Genomic DNA, 17,777 nt, shown 5'->3' with positions numbered 1-17,777 from the left:
AGATCTACACGTGCCGCGATTTCGACGGCCCGGAACGCCGGCACGCGGATGAACGGCTCGACGCGCAGTTGCGTTTGCTCGGCTGGCCCGGCTATCTGGCGTTGCTCGAGGCCGGGCAATACGTTCACGCCGACGGGCTCTTTTTCGGCGGACAGCAGCCGACGTGGTCGAATCGGACGCTGCGCGAGATCGTCGCGCAGTACCTGCAGCCCGCACAGGTCGCGATCGCGTTCGACCTGCACACCGGCGCGGGGCCGTTCGGGCATCCGATGCTGATGGCGATCGCGCAGTCGCGCTATCCGGCGCTCGCCGATGCCGAAAAACTGTTCGGCCCGTGGCTCCATACGCTGCTGACGGCGCAGGATGCGGCGGTGAGCGACACGGGCGTGGCCGCGCGTGCGACCGGCTATACGTCGCAGGCGATGCTCGATGCGCTGCCCGATACGCATCTGATACAACTCGTGATCGAATGCGGGACGTTTTCCGCGGTGCCGATGCATGCGGTGCTGCGCGACGACCACTGGCTGCATTTGCATGGCGATCCGCGCGATGCCCTTGGCAGGCGGATCAAGCGTGCGCTATTCGACGCGTTCTTGCCGGCCGATCCCGACTGGCGGGAGATTGCGTGGGTGCGTACATGGCAGGTGCTGAATCGTGCGTTGAGCGGGTTGCCGGAAATCCGGCCGCGCCGCGAAGATTGAGCCGTACGTGCCGCGTGATCGGCGGGCATGCGCGCGAATCGCCTGCGTGGTGACGCGGTGACGGTCACGAGGCGGCCCGCCGGAGCACGTTGATTGCAGCCACCGGAGGCCCGGCGCTATGATGCCGCATCCGTCCGATGGCAGTGACCCCTCGATGTCGAAAACCCCGCCCGTACCGCCGCTGCCGTCCCGATCGCGTGAAGGCATTCATGACCTTCGCATCGTCCGGTACGGCTTTTTGCTGGTCGACGACTTCTCGCTGATCGCGTTGAGTGCCGCGATCGATCCATTGCGGATCGCGAACATGGTCGTCGGGCGGCGCGTCTACGACTATCGACTGATCGGGCCAGGCGACTCGGTCGTCCGGTCGAGCGACGGCATCGGTGTCGTGCCGGACGTGTCGCTGTCGGACAGCGGCACATTCGACGTGGTGTTCGTCGTCGGCCCCAATCCCATCCCGCGCCGACGGACCGGCGCGATCATCGACTGGTTGCGTCGGCAGGCACGCAACGGGACCGCGCTCGGCGGCCTCGATACCGGCAGCTATTTCCTCGCGCGCGCCGGGTTGTTGAACGGCTATCGCTGCACGATCCATTGGGAGGACCAGGACGTGCTGATGGAGCAGTTTCCGAAACTGACGGTGTCTACCCGCCTCTACGAAATCGATCGCGATCGCTATACCTGCAGCGGCGGCGTCGCGCCGCTCGACCTGATGGTGCATCTGCTGGCGGCCGCACCGGGCAGCCCGGCCCTGGCCGCGCGCGTGCTCGAATTGCTGGTCGCGGAGCCGCGCAGCCGCGAATATCGGCAGCAGACGTCGCTGCGCCAGTACATTGGCGCGGAGCACGAGAAACTGGACGAGGCCTTGCAACTGATGGAAAGCAACGTCGAGGAAACGCTTTCCGTGCCCGAGATCGCCGTCCATTTGCAGGTGTCGCAGCGACAGCTGCAGCGGTGGTTCCAGGATCGCCTCGGCAAGTCGCCCGCGCAGGCGTATCTGGAGATTCGCCTGCTGCGTGCGCGGCAACTGCTTTACCGCACCGCGACCTCGCTCGAGGAGGTGTGCGCGCGCACCGGATTCACGTCGACGACCCATTTCGCGACGCGCTACAAGGAACAGTTCCAGATCTCCCCGATCGCCGATCGGCGCCGCTACCAGAACGCGCTGTAGTCCGGCGGCGATCGCTTGCCGGGTTCGACCGGCATTCATTCCCGTACCGAAGATCGTCCTGCCGATGGACAGGCCCGCGCTCGCGCGCACGACCGGCGGTGCCGGATTGGTGGTTAACCCGGAATGGCCAAATCGCGGATTGTGATGTCCATTCCGGAAATCTTCGAATTTGTCGAACTTCTACCATTTGCTCACACCCACCACGCCTTTTACCGAGGAGCGAGCTCATGAAGATGGAGAACCTGATTCGAATCGAGAATGGCGAGAAGGTGAAGCACACCTTCTCCGATGCCGAATATGCGAACCGTCAGCGCAGGCTGCGCGAACTGATGGCGCGCGAGAACATCGACGCGGCGCTGTTTACGTCATATCACAACATCAACTACTACTCGGACTTCCTGTATTGTTCGTTCGGCCGGAAGTACGGACTCGTCGTCACGCCGAACAAGGTCGTGTCGATCTCGGCGAACATCGATGGCGGCCAGCCGTGGCGGCGCACGGTCGGCGACTACAACGTCGTCTATACCGACTGGCAGCGCGACAATTTCTTCCGCGCGCTGCAGGTCGAGATCGACAATCGGGGCCGCGTCGGCATCGAGTTCGACCATGTGCCGCTCGAGATGCTGTCGAAGCTGAAGGCGGCGCTGCCGTCGGTCGAGTTCGTCGACATCGGCGCACAGACGATGCGCATGCGCATGATCAAGTCCGACGAGGAGATCGCGCTCATCAAGCATGGCGCGAACGTCTGCGATGTCGGCGGCGCGGCGCTGGCTGCCGCCGTGCACGAAGGCGTGCCCGAACACGAAGTCGCGCTGGCGTCCACGCAGGCGATGGTTCGCGAGATCGCGCGACGCTTTCCCGAGTCGGAGCTGATGGATACGTGGACGTGGTTCCAGTCCGGCATCAACACGGACGGCGCGCACAATCCCGTCACCACGCGCAAGGTGCAGAAGGGCGACATCCTGAGTCTGAACTGCTTCTCGATGATCGCCGGCTACTACACCGCACTGGAGCGCACGATGTTCTTCGACCATTGTCCGGATGAACATTTGCGGTTGTGGAAGATCAACGTCGAAGTGCACGAAGCGGGGTTGAAGCTGATCAAGCCCGGTGTCCGCTGCAGCGACATCGCGCTCGAGCTCAACAAGATCTATGCGGAATACGGGCTGCTGCAATACCGCACGTTCGGGTACGGCCACTCGTTCGGCGTGTTGTCGCACTATTACGGACGCGAGGCGGGGCTCGAACTGCGCGAGGACATCGATACCGTGCTGGAACCGAACATGGTCGTGTCGATGGAACCGATGATCATGCTGCCGCAGGGCCATCCGGGCGCGGGCGGCTATCGCGAGCACGATATCCTCGTCGTCGGCGAGCACGGCGCAACCAACATCACTGGCTTCCCGTACGGCCCGGAACGCAACATCATCAAGTCGTGAACGACATGTCGATGCGCGACGTCCGCCGTTGCGGCGGCGGACGTCGCATTGCCGGATGACGGTATACGCGGCATCGAAGGAACCATGCAGCCGACGGAGGGTGATCCGCCAGGATCGTCCACGTCGGCTGTTTCGTTGCACGAAGCATGTCGAGCCGATCGCGGAACCCGTCCCGATCGATGCGCGAATCGGCAGGCATGCGCTCATCTGTCTTTGCGAGCTACGGCGATCCGCCGTTCCGTTTGCTCGATCCTGCATCACCCTTCCCATTCCCAAGATTTCCCGGCTTCACATCACCGACGGCCAGGCAGCCGGTCGACGCGCGTTCCCTGTCTCATTTCATCGACGGCCCTCGACGGGCATCCTGTCCTGCCCGGCAATCACGTGCTTCCGCGTTCATGCACCGCGATGCGTCGCCGTTTGTGCGATGCCGGCTTCCGGCATAACTTCGACTTTTTCGACCCACGATCGCTACCGCCGCGTGCGTGCTGCCCGACGGCCGGCGGTGTTAACCCTCGATGTCGAATTCAGAGAGTCTATTGTCGAAAAGGAAAATCTTCCTGGGGCTCCAACTCCTACCATGCGCTTGAATGGTCGCGATTCGGCACTGCGCAGTGCATTCACCGCACGATCGAATCACGGATGGCGGCCATGACACCGCAACGTACTATTCAGTTTGGAGACTGAGCATGGGTACCAGAAAGGTAATGTCGGGTCGGTCGGCGGAGGCCGGCACATGGTTGCCGAGCCAAGGTGGCGCCGTCCGTTCGAGTGACGGCGCGTCCGCGCGCGGGGAGGCCGATACGCGGCTGCTCAGGCGGGCCGCATGTGCGAGCTTCATCGGCAACTTCGTCGAATGGTTCGATTACGCATCGTACGGGTATCTCGCGACCGTCATCGCGGTCGTGTTCTTCCCGAAGAGCGACGCGATGACGGGGCTGCTGGCCGCGTATGGCGTGTTCGCGATCTCGTTCGTGATCCGGCCGCTGGGCGGCGTGGTGTGGGGGCACTTCGGCGACAGGGTCGGACGCCGGACCGCACTGTCGCTGTCGATCCTGATCATGTCGTGTTCGACTTTCCTCATCGCATTCCTGCCGACTTATGCGCAGGTCGGGATGGTCGCTCCGGTCTTGCTGCTGCTGGTGCGGGTCGTGCAGGGCTTTTCGGCGTCGGGCGAGTATGCGGGGGCGTCGGCGTTCCTTGCCGAGTATGCGCCGGAAGGCAAGCGCGGGTTCTACACCAGCATCGTGCCGGCCAGCACCGCGGCCGGCCTGTTGTTCGGGTCGGTGTTCGTCGCGGTGATGCACGCGGCGCTGACGTCGCAGCAGTTGCACGACTTCGGCTGGCGTCTGCCGTTCCTGCTGGCTGCGCCGTTCGGCGTAGTCGGACGCTATATCCGTATTCGTCTCGAGGACACGCCGAAGTTCAAGGCGCTCGAAGGCGCGCACCATGTCGCGCAGGCCCCGGCCACCGAGCTGCTGACGCGGCATCGCGGCAGGATGCTGATCGCGTTCGGCGTGACGTGTCTGAACGCCGTCGCGTTCTATCTCGTGCTGAGCTACATGCCGACCTACCTGTCTACCGAGATGGGTGTCGGCGAGACCGAGTCGTTCATCGCGGCGACGGTTTCGCTGGCGGCGTATATCGGGCTGATCTTCCTAATGGGTGCGCTTTCGGATCGGGTCGGGCGCAAGACGATGCTGATCGGCGCGTCGGTGTTGTTCGCGGTGCTGACGGTGCCGCTGTTCAAGGGGCTGGCCGGCGCGAGCTTCGTGACGATCGTGATGATCCAGATCGCGTTCGGCGCGCTGCTGACGATGAACGACGGGACTTTGCCTTGCTTCCTGTCGGAAATTTTCCCGACACGCGTGCGTTACACCGGCTTTGCGTTCTGCTTCAATACGGCGAATGCACTGTTCGGCGGGACGGCGCCGTTGGTCGCGACGTGGCTGATCGGGGCGACTGGAAACAAGCTCGCGCCGGCATGGTATCTGGTTGGGGCGGCGGGTATCGCGCTGATCGCGATGCTCGCGAGCAGTGAGACGTCGAAGCGGCCGCTTGCGGACGATTGACGATGCGATGAATCGTTTAGCCGGTTTTCGCTCCGCTTGAACCGAAGCGCCGTGTGGCAGTGTCGAATGTCTGCTGCGCGGCCTTCGCGTTCTCGGCGTTCGTGATGACGTCGCTCGCGCGGAGCGCGCCGCAGGCCTGCGTGACCGCGATGAATTGCGGTGAGGTAACGATCGCGATTGAGCGCCGATCCTGCATAACCGAACCGGTTCGACGACCGCTTTTTCCGTAGTTTCCCTTGAGTCCCTTCGTCGGGATTTTCCGCCAGGGAAACGCTGATTTATCCATCTCGATGGTCATCGCTGACGCAGCCGAGGACGTTGTAGAGGATAGCCCGCGGAACGAGCCCACCACGATGGAACGGCAAATGAGCTTTGCGGAAGCAGAAAGCGCGGGCAAGAAGCGAGTGACCGTTCTTCGGGTGGGCAGCCGGTCTGTGCGTCAAACAAGGCTGGCAATGCGCCAGCCTTGCGATTAGACAGATTTAGCCTTCTTGCGGTTTGCGCCAGTCGTCGGAGGCTTCCGTGCCGGCGATGGCGTGGGTCCAGGTGATCTTGCGGTACGCCATCGCGACCTTGATCAACTGGGTGTACTCGGCCTTGCTCGGGTCCTGCGCGTGCGGCAGCGCGGCATTGATGTTGACGATGGTGGCGTCTTCGAGCTTGGTGGTGAAGAAGTGCTCCTGCTTGCCTTCGGTCGAGGTGCGGTACCACTTCACTTCCACTTCGGGGAGCATCTCGCCGGAGGCCAGCGCTTGGTACAGCAGCGGCGTGGCTTTGTTCAGCGGCGCGGTGAACGTGAACGGCTTATGCACGCGCTGGCCGGACGGCTGGCCGCTCTGCGGATCGGTCGGCGTCGCGATCAGGTGTTCGATTTCCTGGACCAGGATCTGGTCTTCGTGGCCTTCCTGGTAGACGTTGCCGACGGAATCGGCGGTGAAGGCGCCTTTGGTGATGTTGCCTTGGGTCTTGCCCTGGATGCTGATATAGGCGGGTGTAGGCATAGCTTTTATTACTCCGTTTTGTGATGAAAGGCCCGTGGCCCGATGCGCCATCAGTGATAGCAACAACCACAACGCAATCGCTGTGCCAGGTTGCCGTATTTCACAAAATAAATATGTAAATCAATGGTTTATGTTTCGATTCGGCTTGCGCGGGCGCGCATCGGGTCGACTAAGCCAGCCAGCAGCGCCTTGCGGACGGGTCAAAGTTGACTCGTTAGGCGTCAAGCTATTGAAATCAAAGAGAAACCCCCCGGGTCATTGTTGACCTGGCCGGGTCAGCAATGACCCGGCCGCTGGAGAGCGTCCGGTCCGTCAACGGAACTCCCTCCGTGATCCGCCTGCCAGCTCGACGTCGCATTGGAGGCAGAGGGATACCTGCACACACGGGATAGGCGCGATACGCGCGCCACCGGACAACTGTTGGCACGGTCATCACTGCAGCAACGTACCTGGCAGCGCGAAACCATGAAACAAGCGCTGGGTGAACGGGTTGTTGCTCTTGTCGGCAGTGATTCGGTAACGCATGCCGCCATCGCTCGCCGTAAAGCTGAGGTCGACGGTGGTAGCCGTTGCGCCATTGAGTCGTGCCTGACTCAGCAAGCGGAATAGCGACCATGAGCCCTTGTAGACCAGGCTGCTGCTGTTGCCATCACCATTGACCAGCGTCATGCGGCTTTCAGGGCTACCGCCGAGTGTGTTGGGCCAGATGACACCGACGGTCTCGCTGGGCCCGTGGTTATAGGTGATGAGTTGTCCTTGAAGATTCAATGTGCTGCTCCGCCGAGTGGGTGCCAGGCCAAGCGGCTCGAGCGTGAAATGCACGGCCATCGCACCGCGGCTGTTGAAGAACGCATCGCGGATCCGGTCGGCTGCCTCCAACTGCTTGGGCACATCGGTGCGCATCAGGTAGCCCCCGCGACGCTCCGAATAGAGCGCTTCCAGGTTGTCATCCAGGAACAGCTTCAGATATTTGTCCTTGAAGTCCTGCAACTTGCCTTGCGGCCCGAAGAAGGCTGTGAAATCGTCGACGGAGGCATCGGTGCGACTGTTCGGGTTGAACGGGTAGTAGTTCGCCAGGCGCTGGCTGTAGAAGCTGAAGACCTCGGCATTCCAGCGCTTTTCGAGTTCCCGCAGCGCCTCGATCAGCAGCACGTCGGAGGATTCGTCAGCCAGCTTCTTCACCTGGCGATTGAGGGGCTCAGGCAGGCCCGTAGCCACCCGATGCAGATTGCCGAACGGATCGGTGCCCCGCAGCGCAAAGCGGTCCAGCATCACCGCCAGCGCCGCCTTTCCCCGGTCCGGACTGTCCTGTACCTTCACCAACACATCCTGGACGCTGCCGATAGCCTGCATCGTTTCGTCCAGATAGGAAGGCTTTTCGCCCTTGGCTTCAAGCAACGCCGTCAGCGGCGTGAATGCCTGAGCAATCTTGGCGATATCCTGGGCCTCGCTGTCGGGACCACTCTTTGCCGCGGTGGCAGTGCCTTCGGTCCGCGTCGCGTCAGACGTCGCTTTGGACGTCAGATTGGTGTTGTCGCGCACGGTTTCCAGAAGCCTGCGCAGGGGGGCCGCCGGGCTGTTGACTGCACCGAGTACGTTGGCTGCGGCGCCGATATCGTCGAAATTGGCGACCTCAAGTTGGTTGAGTCCGCGGCGCCAGTTCTCGATGAAGTCACGGCTGTACAGCGCACGAACACGCGCGACAAGCGCCTGCTTGTCGGCTTCCGAATAGTCGACATTCCGCCGTTCTCCCAGCACCCATTGGTCAATGACGGCCAGCGCGGCGACATCCTGATTGCGCGGCTCGAAGTAGTTCCGATAGCCCTTGGCGGTCAGCAGCGCGTCGATGCGCGTGCCCGGGTTTTCGCCACCCTCGGCTGCCGCGGTTGTGGATTGGTAGACGATGTCATAAGCCGGACCGATCTCATTGCGTAGATCCAGCGGTGTCCGCAGGACGTCGCCTGCCTGGCTGCGCATCGCCATGTAGATGCGCTGCGGCAAAGGAATCTGCCGCAATTGCTGCTGCACATCGGAAATCCGGGCGGCGTACTGCGGGAGCGACACATCGGCATACTTCAGCGCGTAATCGAGATGGCTCGACAAGGCGCGTTGCACCGGCGCCTCGCCAGGAAATGCTGCCTGCCACGCCTTTCTCATCCAGTCTTCCACGAAGGGGGCGCGGCGGTTGGCCCGATCCTCGATCATGCGATACACCCGAAGGGCGCTGAGTTGGGTATCCGAACCGTCCGCTACGGCGTTCAGTTGCGTCATGACCCCGCCGGCCAATTGCGGCAGGAAGCGTGTCGAAAGCAAGCGCAGATAGGCTTCGTCCACCTTCGGGCCGATTTTGCGTCCTTGGTACAAACCCATGCCGGACACCAGCGGCCACGCTTCCCGGTAGTCGCCGTAGACGGCCACCGCATCGCGAAGCTGGTCCAGCGGCAGCAGCAGATTTCGTCCGGTCGGGTCCTGACCGCCGTCGATCGCATTGCTGGCGAACGTTCGGCTCTTCTCCAGCACACTCGCCACCTTCGCGCGGTTCACGTTGTAGTAGTGAGTCCAGCCGCCGATCACGACCGCGCTGCCCAGTGCCGCGACGCCGAAGCCCACGGCCAGATTCCGTTTCTTGTCGGCCAGCACCTTCAGGTTGTCGCCGGCCAGGCCGGCTTCCGGGTAGATGACCCGCTGGAATACCTGCTGGGCAAAGTACACCATGGAGCGTCCCGCGGGCTGTGCCATGGGTACCAGCGTTCGCACACCGTAGGTCTGCGAGGCATTGTCGACGAAAGCGTTGTGCAGCAACCCCTGTTGGTGAACCGAAGAGAAATACACGCCTCGCGGCAAGGCGGGGGTGCCGTAGCGATCGCTGCCCAGTACGTCGTCGAGGAAATTGAAAAGCACGGTGCGCATGCCGGCTATCTGTCCCGCAAAGGAGAACAGCGCTTCGCGTATCGGCAGCGACTTCGCATCGTTCAACACATCGAAGACCTGATTGTTCAGGCCATCGATGAAGTCGCAGTAGCGCTGGCTGAGTTCTGTCTGCCAGGCGTCGTACTGCCGCGCGGAATCCAGCGTGAAGGTGAACCCGAAGATGTCCTCCCGCTCCGCCTTCGGCAGCCTGGCGAAGAATTGCTCGAAACCCTCCAGCAAGTCGAATTTACTGAGGATGACATACAGTGGAGGACGCGTTCCGAGATGTCGGCTCAGCTCCGCCAGACGCGTACGCAACAGGACGGCCAGTGCCTTGCGCTCGCTGGCGCTCTGGCTCAACAGCGAGGGCAGATCGACGATCAACACCACACCGTTGAGTGGTCGCCGCGAGCGGTTCTTGCCCAGCCAGTCGATCAGATGCTGCCAGAGGCGGGCCCGAGTCTCGGGCGGCTCCCCGAGCTGCTCGGGCACCGGCGCTTCTTCAGCGTCGGTCGTCGATGCTGTCGCGGGAGCACTGTCCGAGTGTTCCCCTGCAGGAAACTGGCTGATCAACTCTCCGGGCGGGTCAATCAATACGGCCTGGTCGCCCATCCACCAATCGGTCCGGTAGATCAGGTCGGGGTCGACGAACGTGCCATGACCTCCAGCCTTGATCTCGCCCGTGAGCGAGAAGTTCTGGCCGCTACGGTTGATGAAGCTGGTCTTGCCGGCGTCCTCCTGCCCGAGCACGAGATACCACGGCAACTGATACAGGCCCTGGCGGCCTCGCAGGTGGGCGCGCAGCACCGCCAGGTTGGTGTCCAGGGACTTCTCCTGGGCGCGGATATGCACAAGCACGGGGTCTTCCTTCACGGCGCGGGCTTGCTGGCGCTCGGCCTCCAGCCGGCGGTTCCTTGCACGCAGTACCAGGGCCCAGGTCACCACGGGAACCATCAGCAGGGCAAGGGTCAGCCCGACCCGAGCGCCCAGGCTTGCCAGGGGATGCCGATCGCGCCAGGCCCACTGCGGCCCCAGCCACCAGATGGCTATCAACAGGAATAGCAGCCCCAGTACCAGCAGCAGTGGCATGCCGCTCTTGACCCAACGCAGTAGGGGGACGGCATATCGTTTGAGCAACGACCAGTATTTCATTTCTTCTCTCCTTGCGACTGGCTTCGTCTATGTTCGTTTTCCTGATGCGCAGGGACATGTTTGGCGAGGTGTTGGAACAGTTCAGGCTCCCATTGATCCACCGTGACGCCCTTCATCAACCGGCTGGCATTGGCATAGAGTTCTTCAGCCAGCCAATCCAAACCTCGCGACTTCAGCAGGTCAGCCGCAATCACGGTTGCGTGGCAACGATGACGCGGGCCGTTAGACGAGGCCTGGTGCGCCTGCAACCGGCGGAGCACCGGCTCAACGCCCTCGGTGTCCAACCGGCTGGCCAGCTCCTCGCGTAAATCCACGAACTCTTGCGGTGCACCGGCATCGGCAGACCGTGCTTCGGCGCTGCCGATCCAACCCAAGGTGTCGCTGTCGACGAAGGGCCGGCCATCGGCGAAGTGCAGGTCGCTCAAGCCCGGAATGCGCAGCAGGAAGCGTTCGGCTGCGTGACGGATGGCCTCCGCCACAGCCGGCATTTCCAGACGGGCCGCCATGGCCGCCGCAAAGAAGCTGCCTCGCAGCCAATAGGGCGAGCTGGTCACGCTCTTTTCCACGCGCCGCAACAACATCGGGCTGACCGAATTGGTCGAGATCGCCTCGCGATAGCCCTCCTCGGTATCGACCGGCACGCACATCAGTTCCGTGAGCTGGTCGCGCTTCGCGGGCGGTGCCGCGCGCAGGTGCGCCCATAGCGCGAAGCGCCGCAATTGATAGCTGGTCGGGTCGTATATGTCCTGCTCGTTGATGAAATCCGCCATTGCCAACAGCGTTCGGCGCCCCTCGCGTTCATCGCTGGACTTCGGCATTTCGCTCGGCTGGAAGAAGGCGTCGCTCAGCGCGTGCCCACCTTGCTGACCGTCACTCGGCTTGAGAACCACTGGCTCCGGGAACAAGGTGCTCTCGACATGCCGGTGCATCTGCGCTTCCAGCCGGGACAGCATCGATACATCCAACTGCGCAGCGACCGCTTTGGCCTGCAATCGGTCGAATGCCTGTTGTGCCTGATCCTGCAGCCCGGGGGTGTAGGTCTTCTGATCCAGCGTTTCCAATGCCTGGCTCAGTCGCTCCGCCAGCAAGGTGACCAGCTTGCGTTTGGCCAGCAGGCCACGCGGCCCGGGCTTCGGCTGGCCGCTTTCCCAGTAGCGCTCGACCATGCCGGCCAGCACCGACGTTGCTTCGGTCCAGTGGGGCCAGGTGCGGGGGCGAAGGCGGGCCGTGACCAGATGCCCCGCCACGCGGAAGTGCTTGCACCGGGTGCTCAGGTATTGACGCGAGGCTTCATCGACATAGGACCAGTCGATACTGGCTTCCTGCAGACTGCCGAGCTTGATCATTTCATGCTCGATGCCTTGATACGTTTCGTCTTCCTCATCGAATACACCGGCCGGTTGTTTGGCATCCAGCGGGCCTAGCAATGCGTCCAGATCCAGGTGAGGCAAGTTGATCACCAGTGACAGGCCTCACGCTGTTGTTTCATCAAGCTATGCAGGTTGGTTGCATCGAACAGCAGCCCGGAGAACGGCGCATAGTCGCTCTCGACCTGCAAGCGACCGCCGGCCTTGACCAGGTATCGCAGTTGTTCGATGGCGACCAGGCCCCGCCCCGCGTCCACGATCGTGCCGTCTTCCAGTACCTGCCACGGCACCGAGGCCGAGATGGGTTGCCCGTCCAACAGCAGTCGGATGTTCATCCGGTTGGGCGTGATCGGCTGGCTCTCCAGCAGCTGCAGACGCGAGATGTTCGACAGGCAACTGATCGCCAGGATCGGCGGCGCGGTAGCGCCGCCCAACGCCGGGGTGGACATCACCACGCCCCACCGTCCCGGTACAGCTTCCTCTGTGCGCAACAGCCGGAATCCCGTCTCGCCCGCGGCACGTTTCGCCTCGTTGAGGCGGACCAGTTCGACGATCGTTGGCGGTTTCGCCGGTTTCTGGCTGTCGGCCGCTGCTGGAGCCTCGTTCTGTTGCGTGGCCGGAGTCGCTGCGACCGGTGCTGGCGGCGTTCCCGCAAGCGCATCGAAGCAGGCCAGCCGCTCTATCGCGGACACAATGGAGGTACAGGTTTTCATGGCTGCTGGGGTCGCTGCGGACGGACCGGCGGCGGTCCCCTGTTTGCCGGCGTCACATCCGGCCACGAGCGCTGCACAAACCAGTGCGATGCTCAGTGATCTCATGGTGCAGAGTCCTCCTGAAAAATGTTCCAGCGCTGGCATCTACGCGCCAGCGTTCGTTTGGGAATGCCCAAACTCTGTGCGGCGAGCGCGCGCGAACCGTTTGCTTGTCGCAGGCGTTCGCTTATCAGGTGGCATTCGAAAGCCGCCAGCGCGCCGGGCAGGTCGTTGGTTTCCCAGAGATCGTGCAGCGGCATCGTCGATGTGGCGGGGAGCGGGGGAGTTCGTGGGGCAGGGGGGCGCAGCTCGCGCAATGCCTGTGGCGCGATGGCCTTGCCGCGTTCGGTGCGCTCGGCTGCCACCAGTACGAGGTTGCGCAGTTCTCGGACATTGCCTGGCAGCGGGTGCATCTGCAGCATGCGCAACGCCTCGGGGCTGATGCCGGGGATGTGCCTCTGTCTCTCGCGGTTGTACTGCAGCAGCACGTGCTCGGCGAGAACGGGAATATCCTCCGGGCGCTCGCGCAGCGCAGGCACGTGCAGGCATTGCTGGCGGATGCGAAAGTACAGGTCCTCCCGAAAGCTCCCTTCGGCGATGCGTTGAAGCAATGGCTGGTGGGTCGCGCATATCAAGCGGAAATCGGAATAGCGCTCCTGCGTCGCGCCCACAGGGCGGTACCTCTTCTCGTTCAGCACGCGCAGCAGCCGGCCCTGCAGTTCCAGGGGCATGTCGCCAATCTCATCGAGGAACAGTGTGCCGCCGTCGGCCTCCGCCACGAGCCCTGCGCGCGCCTGGCTGGCGCCGGTGAAGGCGCCTCGCTCGCTGCCGAACAGCTCCGCCTCGATCAGATCCTTGGGGATGGCCGCGCAGTTCACCGGCACGAACTTGCCTTGGCGGCTTCCTGCCTGGTGGATGAGCCATGCCGCATGATCTTTGCCTGCGCCAGTTTCGCCGGTGACCAGAATGGCCAGGTTCGAATCCGTCATTCCCAGCATGTCGCTGCGCAGTTCGCGGACCGCCGGGCTCACGCCGACGAACTCCGCCGCCAATAGCCTGGCTGCTCGCTCGCGTGTGCGGGTATGCGCCTGCGCACGCACTGCGTCGGCTGAGCGGGCCCGCGCCGCATCCCCCTGGTTCTGCTGAAGTCCGGAGAACAGGCGCTCATGGATTTGCAGCAGCGCCTGCCAAAGCGCTGACTGGCGCAATGCGTGCAGTGTCAAGGGAGCGCCGAGCAGCGCCAAGACCGCGAAGGCATGCTGATTGGTGTCGCGCAACGGCAGGATCCAGGCGCCGTCTCCAGGCATGAAGTGCTCGCGCAACCGCTCGAAAGCGCTGCCCACGCCGACCATATCGGTGATGCGCTCGACCTCGCAGGGGTGGCCACTTACCAGGCTATAGACCAGGGGGTTGTCTAACTCGTCCATATCCAGATCCGGCAGAGCAGACGCGTTTTCCGGCACGCAGGTCAGTGGCCGCAAGCAGTCACTCGTCTGATCCAGGCGATAGCACATCCCCAGGCGCAACAAGCCGCTATCCACAGCCGCTTGCAGGATCACTGTTGCCAGCTCGTCGGGGTGTGCCGCCCAAGTCATGTCGCGCGCGATGCCCGCGACCTCGAGCGGATTCAGTTGCCGCGGTGGCGTCATTCCACGACGGCCTCGAAGGCGCTGCCGCTCCACGACAGCTGGGCACGCCGGAAGGCTGCGCCCTCGGCGAGGCGCTGCAGGACGGACAAGGACAGTGGCGGCAACAACTCGCCGTCGATGCTCGCATCCAGCATGCGTGCACCGTTCTGGTGGCGGGTGCAGCGCTTGCGCAGTTCCTCGCTGGCGCTCGCGGACACCGACAAGGTGGCGTTATAGCGCTGGACGAACTGCGTCATCAGCCGTTGCAAGCGGCTTTCCACGATGTCCCCGAGCACGCGATCGTCCAGATAGCGATAGGGCACCACCTGCATTCTCGCCAGCAGTGCCGGCTTGAAGAATTGCGAGAGGCGCTCCCGAAGAGCGGCCTCGTCCTGGTCGGTCAGTTCGTCTTCCGGTTGATCGAATCCCAGGTTCGAGGTCAGGAAGAACAGCACATTCTTGCAGTCGATCAATCGCCCCTCGCCGTCGGCCAGCTCACCTTTGTCGAAGGCCTGATAGAAGATGTTCAGCACGTCCGGGTGGGCCTTTTCGACCTCATCGAGCAGGACCACGGAATACGGCTGTTTGCGGATCGCCTCGGTCAGCACGCCACCCTCGCCATAGCCGACGTATCCCGGCGGCGCGCCGAGCAGGCGTGACACGGTGTGCTTCTCCTGAAACTCGGACATGTTGATCGTCGTCAGGAACTGCTTGCCGCCGAATAGCGCATCGGCCAGGGCCAGTGCGGTTTCCGTCTTGCCTACGCCGCTGGGGCCTACCAGCAAGAAGGCGCCGAGCGGCGTGCCAGGCCGCCGGAGGTCTGCCATCGCGGTCAGCAGATGCCGGTGAATGTGCTCGATTGCGGCGTCCTGCCCTTTGACCCGTTCCCGTAGCGTCTCCGGCAAGCCTCGGAGGCGCGTCATCTGATCGCTGCTGATGGTTGTCGCCGGAATGCCGGTCCAGTCAGCGATGACCTGCGCGACCTGCTCACGGCCTACCTCCGCGTGAAGCAGCGCGCCCGCGCGTTGCAGCGCCGCCAGCTCCATCACCTTGGCGGATAGTTGTTCGGAGCGCTCATCATCGTCCGGGGCGTCGTCGGCCGCCAGAGACGACCGCAGCGTCCGGATTTCGTCCACCAACGGCTTCTGGCATGACCATGCGGTTTGCAACGCATCCATCTTGCGCTGAACCTCACGGCGCGCGTTGTCCAGTACCTCGAGCCGTTGCGCGTCAGTGTGCAGGCCGGCACGCTGATCCCGTTGCAGCAGCGTCGACTCCGTGTCGATCTGTAAGAGCTCGTGCTCCAGCACCCGCAATTGCCTGGGCGACTCGGCAAGTGCGGTTGCTACCCGCGCGCACGCCGTGTCAAGCACGTCGACGGCCTTGTCGGGCAACTGCCGTCCCGACAAGTAGCGCGCCGAAAGCCCGGCAGCGGCCTGCAACGCGTCGTCGGAGATGTAGACCCCGTGAGCGCGCTCGTAGGTGTTCCGTAGCCCCCGCAGGATGTGGACGGCCGTCTCGGGGCTCGGCTCGTCGAGCTTGACCAGCTGGAAGCGTCGGCTAAGTGCCGCATCCTTCTCGAAGAATTTCTTGTATTCCGACCAGGTGGTGGCCGCGATCGTGCGGAGTTCTCCCCGGGCCAGCGCCGGCTTGAGCAGGTTGGCGCCGTCGCTGCCGCCAGCCGCATTGCCCGCACCGATCAGCGTGTGTGCTTCGTCGATGAACAGGATGATCGGCGTGGCGGCGGTCTTCACTTCGTCGATAACCGCTTTCAGCCGTTTCTCGAACTCGCCCTTGACCGACGCGCCGGCCTGTAGTGCGCCCAGGTCCAATCCCCACAGCGTGACGGAGCGCAGCGGCTCAGGCACGTGCCCCTGGACGATGCGCAGTGCCAGGCCTTCGATGACCGCGCTTTTGCCAACGCCGGCATCGCCCACGACGATGGGGTTGTTCTTGCGGCGGCGCGACAGGATGTCGATCATCAGATCGATTTCTCCATCGCGGCACAGCACCGGGTCCAGGCGTCCCTCACGCGCCTGGGCGGTGAAATCATGGCCGTACCTGGCCAGCGCCGAATCGGTCGCCGCGACGATGGGTGACTGGACACGTTCCGACGCCTGGGGTGTTTCCCCCGAATTCGCGACCAACGACAGGAATTCCTTGCGCCAGGCTTCCCGGTTGACGCAGTCGAACAGACGCACGGCGGACAGCGGCAGATAGCGACCCGGGTTGAGCAATGCGGCCAGGAAGAGGCTGCCGCTACGGATTGCGTCCTGGTTCCATTCCAGCGAACCCAACAGCCATGCCTCCTGCAACAGTTCGACCAGCAACGGCGAGAACGCGGGGTATTGCCCTCCCGTGGATGCCTGGTTCGGGAAGTTGGCTGATAGCGCCTGACGCACGGCGCCCAGATCCAGCCCGGCCTCGCGCAATAGCGATCGGACATCTCCCAACGGCAGGTCCACCAGCTTGAGCAGCACATGCGGCACCGTGACTTCGGCGCCTTGCTGGCTGATGCAGAGGCTCGCGGCCTCTTCCAGGGCTTGTCGAGCGGGGGGATTCAAGCGGTCGAAGACTGCCGAGAGTTCAATTCGGATCATGAAGCACAGCCCATCAAGGATGGTTGGAAACGAGGCGTGCAACGTCAGGACCGAAGTTGCACGCAGATATATCAGCGGTGCGGGGAATGGTTGGCCCATTAAGGAAACACAATATTGCCAATTAGTAAATGAGAAATTTATTTTCTTGTGTGCGGAGAATTATTAATAAATGTCACATTTTTTCTGTCTCGTTATTTGGGGTTAATTTCGTGATTGATCTGATGGAAATTTCGGACAAATCTTATTGACGGTGCAATGGGGCAGGCTTAATTATTCAGGCGGGCCGCGTATGTCTGAATATGTCTGGTAAGCGCTTCTGGGAGCCATGTTTTCTGAGGGGCATGGAATATCTTGGGGCGATTCCCCAAGCAGATCTCGAACCAGGTTGGTCATGCTGCGGTTTACGGCTGAGAGCGAATTTCCAGCATCCTCAAGAGAAAAGGATAAGGAGTATTTATGGCGAAGAGCACGGCATCGGTAGCCCCGAAGGAACGAATCAATATCAAATATGTTCCGGCAACAGGTAATCAGCAGGCGGAGATCGAACTGCCTTTGAATATGCTGGTGATTGGTGATTTCAAGGGGCGCGAAGAAGAGACTGCTATTGAAGACAGGCCGGTGGTGCGTGTGGACAAGGACAACTTCAACGATGTGCTCAGCGAGGCGGGCGTGGCGTTGAAAACTGCCGTTCCCTTGCGCCTCGGAAATGCCAACGCTGACGACACGCTGACCGTCGACCTTCAGTTCAAGCACATCAGGGATTTCAATCCTGATTCAGTCGCCCAGCAGGTGCCCGAGTTGCGCAAGCTCCTGGAACTGCGCGAGGCGCTGGTAGCCCTCAAGGGGCCCATGGGTAACGTGCCCGCATTCCGCAAGCAGTTGCAGGCCCTGCTCGGGGATGAGGCGGCGCGGAACAAGCTCGCGCAAGAGCTGAGCCAGGCGCTCAAGGGCTCGTCCGACTGATGCGCCTCCTGCGGCACATCA

12 protein-coding genes are annotated in these 17,777 nt (G+C 62.7%); 5 read left to right on the top strand and 7 right to left on the bottom strand.

The window, feature by feature from the left end; all coding sequences use genetic code 11:
- From DIE08_RS33955 to DIE08_RS33940, 4 genes are all read left to right on the top strand, one after another.
- A partial coding sequence (locus DIE08_RS33955) for a DUF2817 domain-containing protein (protein ID WP_124906186.1) occupies positions 1-701 on the top strand: 701 nt, incomplete at its 5' end.
- A gap of 154 nt (positions 702-855) precedes the next feature.
- Positions 856-1,872 carry a GlxA family transcriptional regulator gene (locus DIE08_RS33950; protein WP_059604092.1) on the top strand — a complete coding sequence of 339 codons (1,017 nt, stop codon included), beginning with the start codon at positions 856-858 and terminating at the stop codon, positions 1,870-1,872.
- A 227-nt stretch (positions 1,873-2,099) separates the two neighbouring features.
- Positions 2,100-3,311 carry a M24 family metallopeptidase gene (locus DIE08_RS33945; protein ID WP_124906184.1) on the top strand — a complete coding sequence of 404 codons (1,212 nt, stop codon included), beginning with the start codon at positions 2,100-2,102 and terminating at the stop codon, positions 3,309-3,311.
- A 689-nt stretch (positions 3,312-4,000) separates the two neighbouring features.
- The gene (locus DIE08_RS33940; RefSeq protein ID WP_082728985.1) at positions 4,001-5,383 is read left to right on the top strand and encodes an MFS transporter; all 1,383 of its coding nucleotides are present in this window, start codon (positions 4,001-4,003) and stop codon (positions 5,381-5,383) included.
- Between the two features lie 16 nt (positions 5,384-5,399).
- On the opposite strand, the gene DIE08_RS35865 is transcribed toward DIE08_RS33940, so the two are convergent.
- From DIE08_RS35865 to tssH, 7 genes are all read right to left on the bottom strand, one after another.
- On the bottom strand, positions 5,400-5,681 hold the full coding sequence (locus DIE08_RS35865; RefSeq protein WP_185715943.1) for a hypothetical protein: 282 nt from the start codon (positions 5,679-5,681) through the stop codon (positions 5,400-5,402).
- Between the two features lie 184 nt (positions 5,682-5,865).
- On the bottom strand, positions 5,866-6,384 hold the full coding sequence (locus tag DIE08_RS33930) for an Hcp family type VI secretion system effector (protein WP_059604068.1): 519 nt from the start codon (positions 6,382-6,384) through the stop codon (positions 5,866-5,868).
- A 432-nt stretch (positions 6,385-6,816) separates the two neighbouring features.
- A complete protein-coding gene (gene tssM, locus DIE08_RS33925) occupies positions 6,817-10,446 on the bottom strand; it encodes a type VI secretion system membrane subunit TssM (RefSeq protein WP_124906182.1) in 3,630 nt (1,209 codons plus the stop codon).
- Positions 10,443-11,897 (bottom strand): type VI secretion system protein TssA, encoded by a 1,455-nt coding sequence (tssA, locus tag DIE08_RS33920; RefSeq protein ID WP_221622519.1) that lies wholly within the window; start codon positions 11,895-11,897, stop codon positions 10,443-10,445. The genes tssM and tssA overlap by 4 nt, the downstream gene beginning before the upstream one ends.
- A gap of 5 nt (positions 11,898-11,902) precedes the next feature.
- Entirely contained in the window at positions 11,903-12,631 is a 729-nt protein-coding gene (gene vasI / locus DIE08_RS33915) for a type VI secretion system-associated protein VasI (RefSeq protein ID WP_221622518.1), read from the bottom strand.
- A complete protein-coding gene (locus tag DIE08_RS33910; RefSeq protein WP_124906178.1) occupies positions 12,628-14,214 on the bottom strand; it encodes a sigma 54-interacting transcriptional regulator in 1,587 nt (528 codons plus the stop codon). The genes vasI and DIE08_RS33910 overlap by 4 nt, the downstream gene beginning before the upstream one ends.
- Positions 14,211-16,793, bottom strand: coding sequence for a type VI secretion system ATPase TssH (tssH, locus tag DIE08_RS33905; RefSeq protein WP_124906176.1), 2,583 nt, complete (start codon positions 16,791-16,793; stop codon positions 14,211-14,213). The genes DIE08_RS33910 and tssH overlap by 4 nt, the downstream gene beginning before the upstream one ends.
- Positions 16,794-17,249: 456 nt before the next feature.
- Between tssH and tssB the strand changes: the two genes are divergently transcribed.
- Positions 17,250-17,756 (top strand): type VI secretion system contractile sheath small subunit, encoded by a 507-nt coding sequence (gene tssB, locus DIE08_RS33900; protein WP_059604056.1) that lies wholly within the window; start codon positions 17,250-17,252, stop codon positions 17,754-17,756.
- Positions 17,757-17,777 lie beyond the last annotated feature (21 nt).

The organism is Burkholderia sp. Bp9004 (assembly GCF_003858025.1).
GTDB classification, from domain to species: Bacteria; Pseudomonadota; Gammaproteobacteria; order Burkholderiales; family Burkholderiaceae; genus Burkholderia; species Burkholderia diffusa.
This window is presented reverse-complemented; position numbering and strand designations above follow the sequence as displayed.

Bases quoted from the DNA above. Each gene is read 5' to 3' on its own strand.
- DIE08_RS33950 (WP_059604092.1), top strand. From the start codon at position 856: ATGTCGAAAACCCCGCCCGTACCGCCGCTGCCGTCCCGATCGCGTGAA.
- DIE08_RS33945 (WP_124906184.1), top strand. From the start codon at position 2,100: ATGAAGATGGAGAACCTGATTCGAATCGAGAATGGCGAGAAGGTGAAG.
- DIE08_RS33940 (WP_082728985.1), top strand. From the start codon at position 4,001: ATGGGTACCAGAAAGGTAATGTCGGGTCGGTCGGCGGAGGCCGGCACA.
- DIE08_RS35865 (WP_185715943.1), bottom strand. From the start codon at position 5,681: ATGACCATCGAGATGGATAAATCAGCGTTTCCCTGGCGGAAAATCCCG.
- DIE08_RS33930 (WP_059604068.1), bottom strand. From the start codon at position 6,384: ATGCCTACACCCGCCTATATCAGCATCCAGGGCAAGACCCAAGGCAAC.
- tssM (WP_124906182.1), bottom strand. From the start codon at position 10,446: ATGAAATACTGGTCGTTGCTCAAACGATATGCCGTCCCCCTACTGCGT.
- vasI (WP_221622518.1), bottom strand. From the start codon at position 12,631: ATGAGATCACTGAGCATCGCACTGGTTTGTGCAGCGCTCGTGGCCGGA.
- DIE08_RS33910 (WP_124906178.1), bottom strand. From the start codon at position 14,214: ATGACGCCACCGCGGCAACTGAATCCGCTCGAGGTCGCGGGCATCGCG.
- tssH (WP_124906176.1), bottom strand. From the start codon at position 16,793: ATGATCCGAATTGAACTCTCGGCAGTCTTCGACCGCTTGAATCCCCCC.
- tssB (WP_059604056.1), top strand. From the start codon at position 17,250: ATGGCGAAGAGCACGGCATCGGTAGCCCCGAAGGAACGAATCAATATC.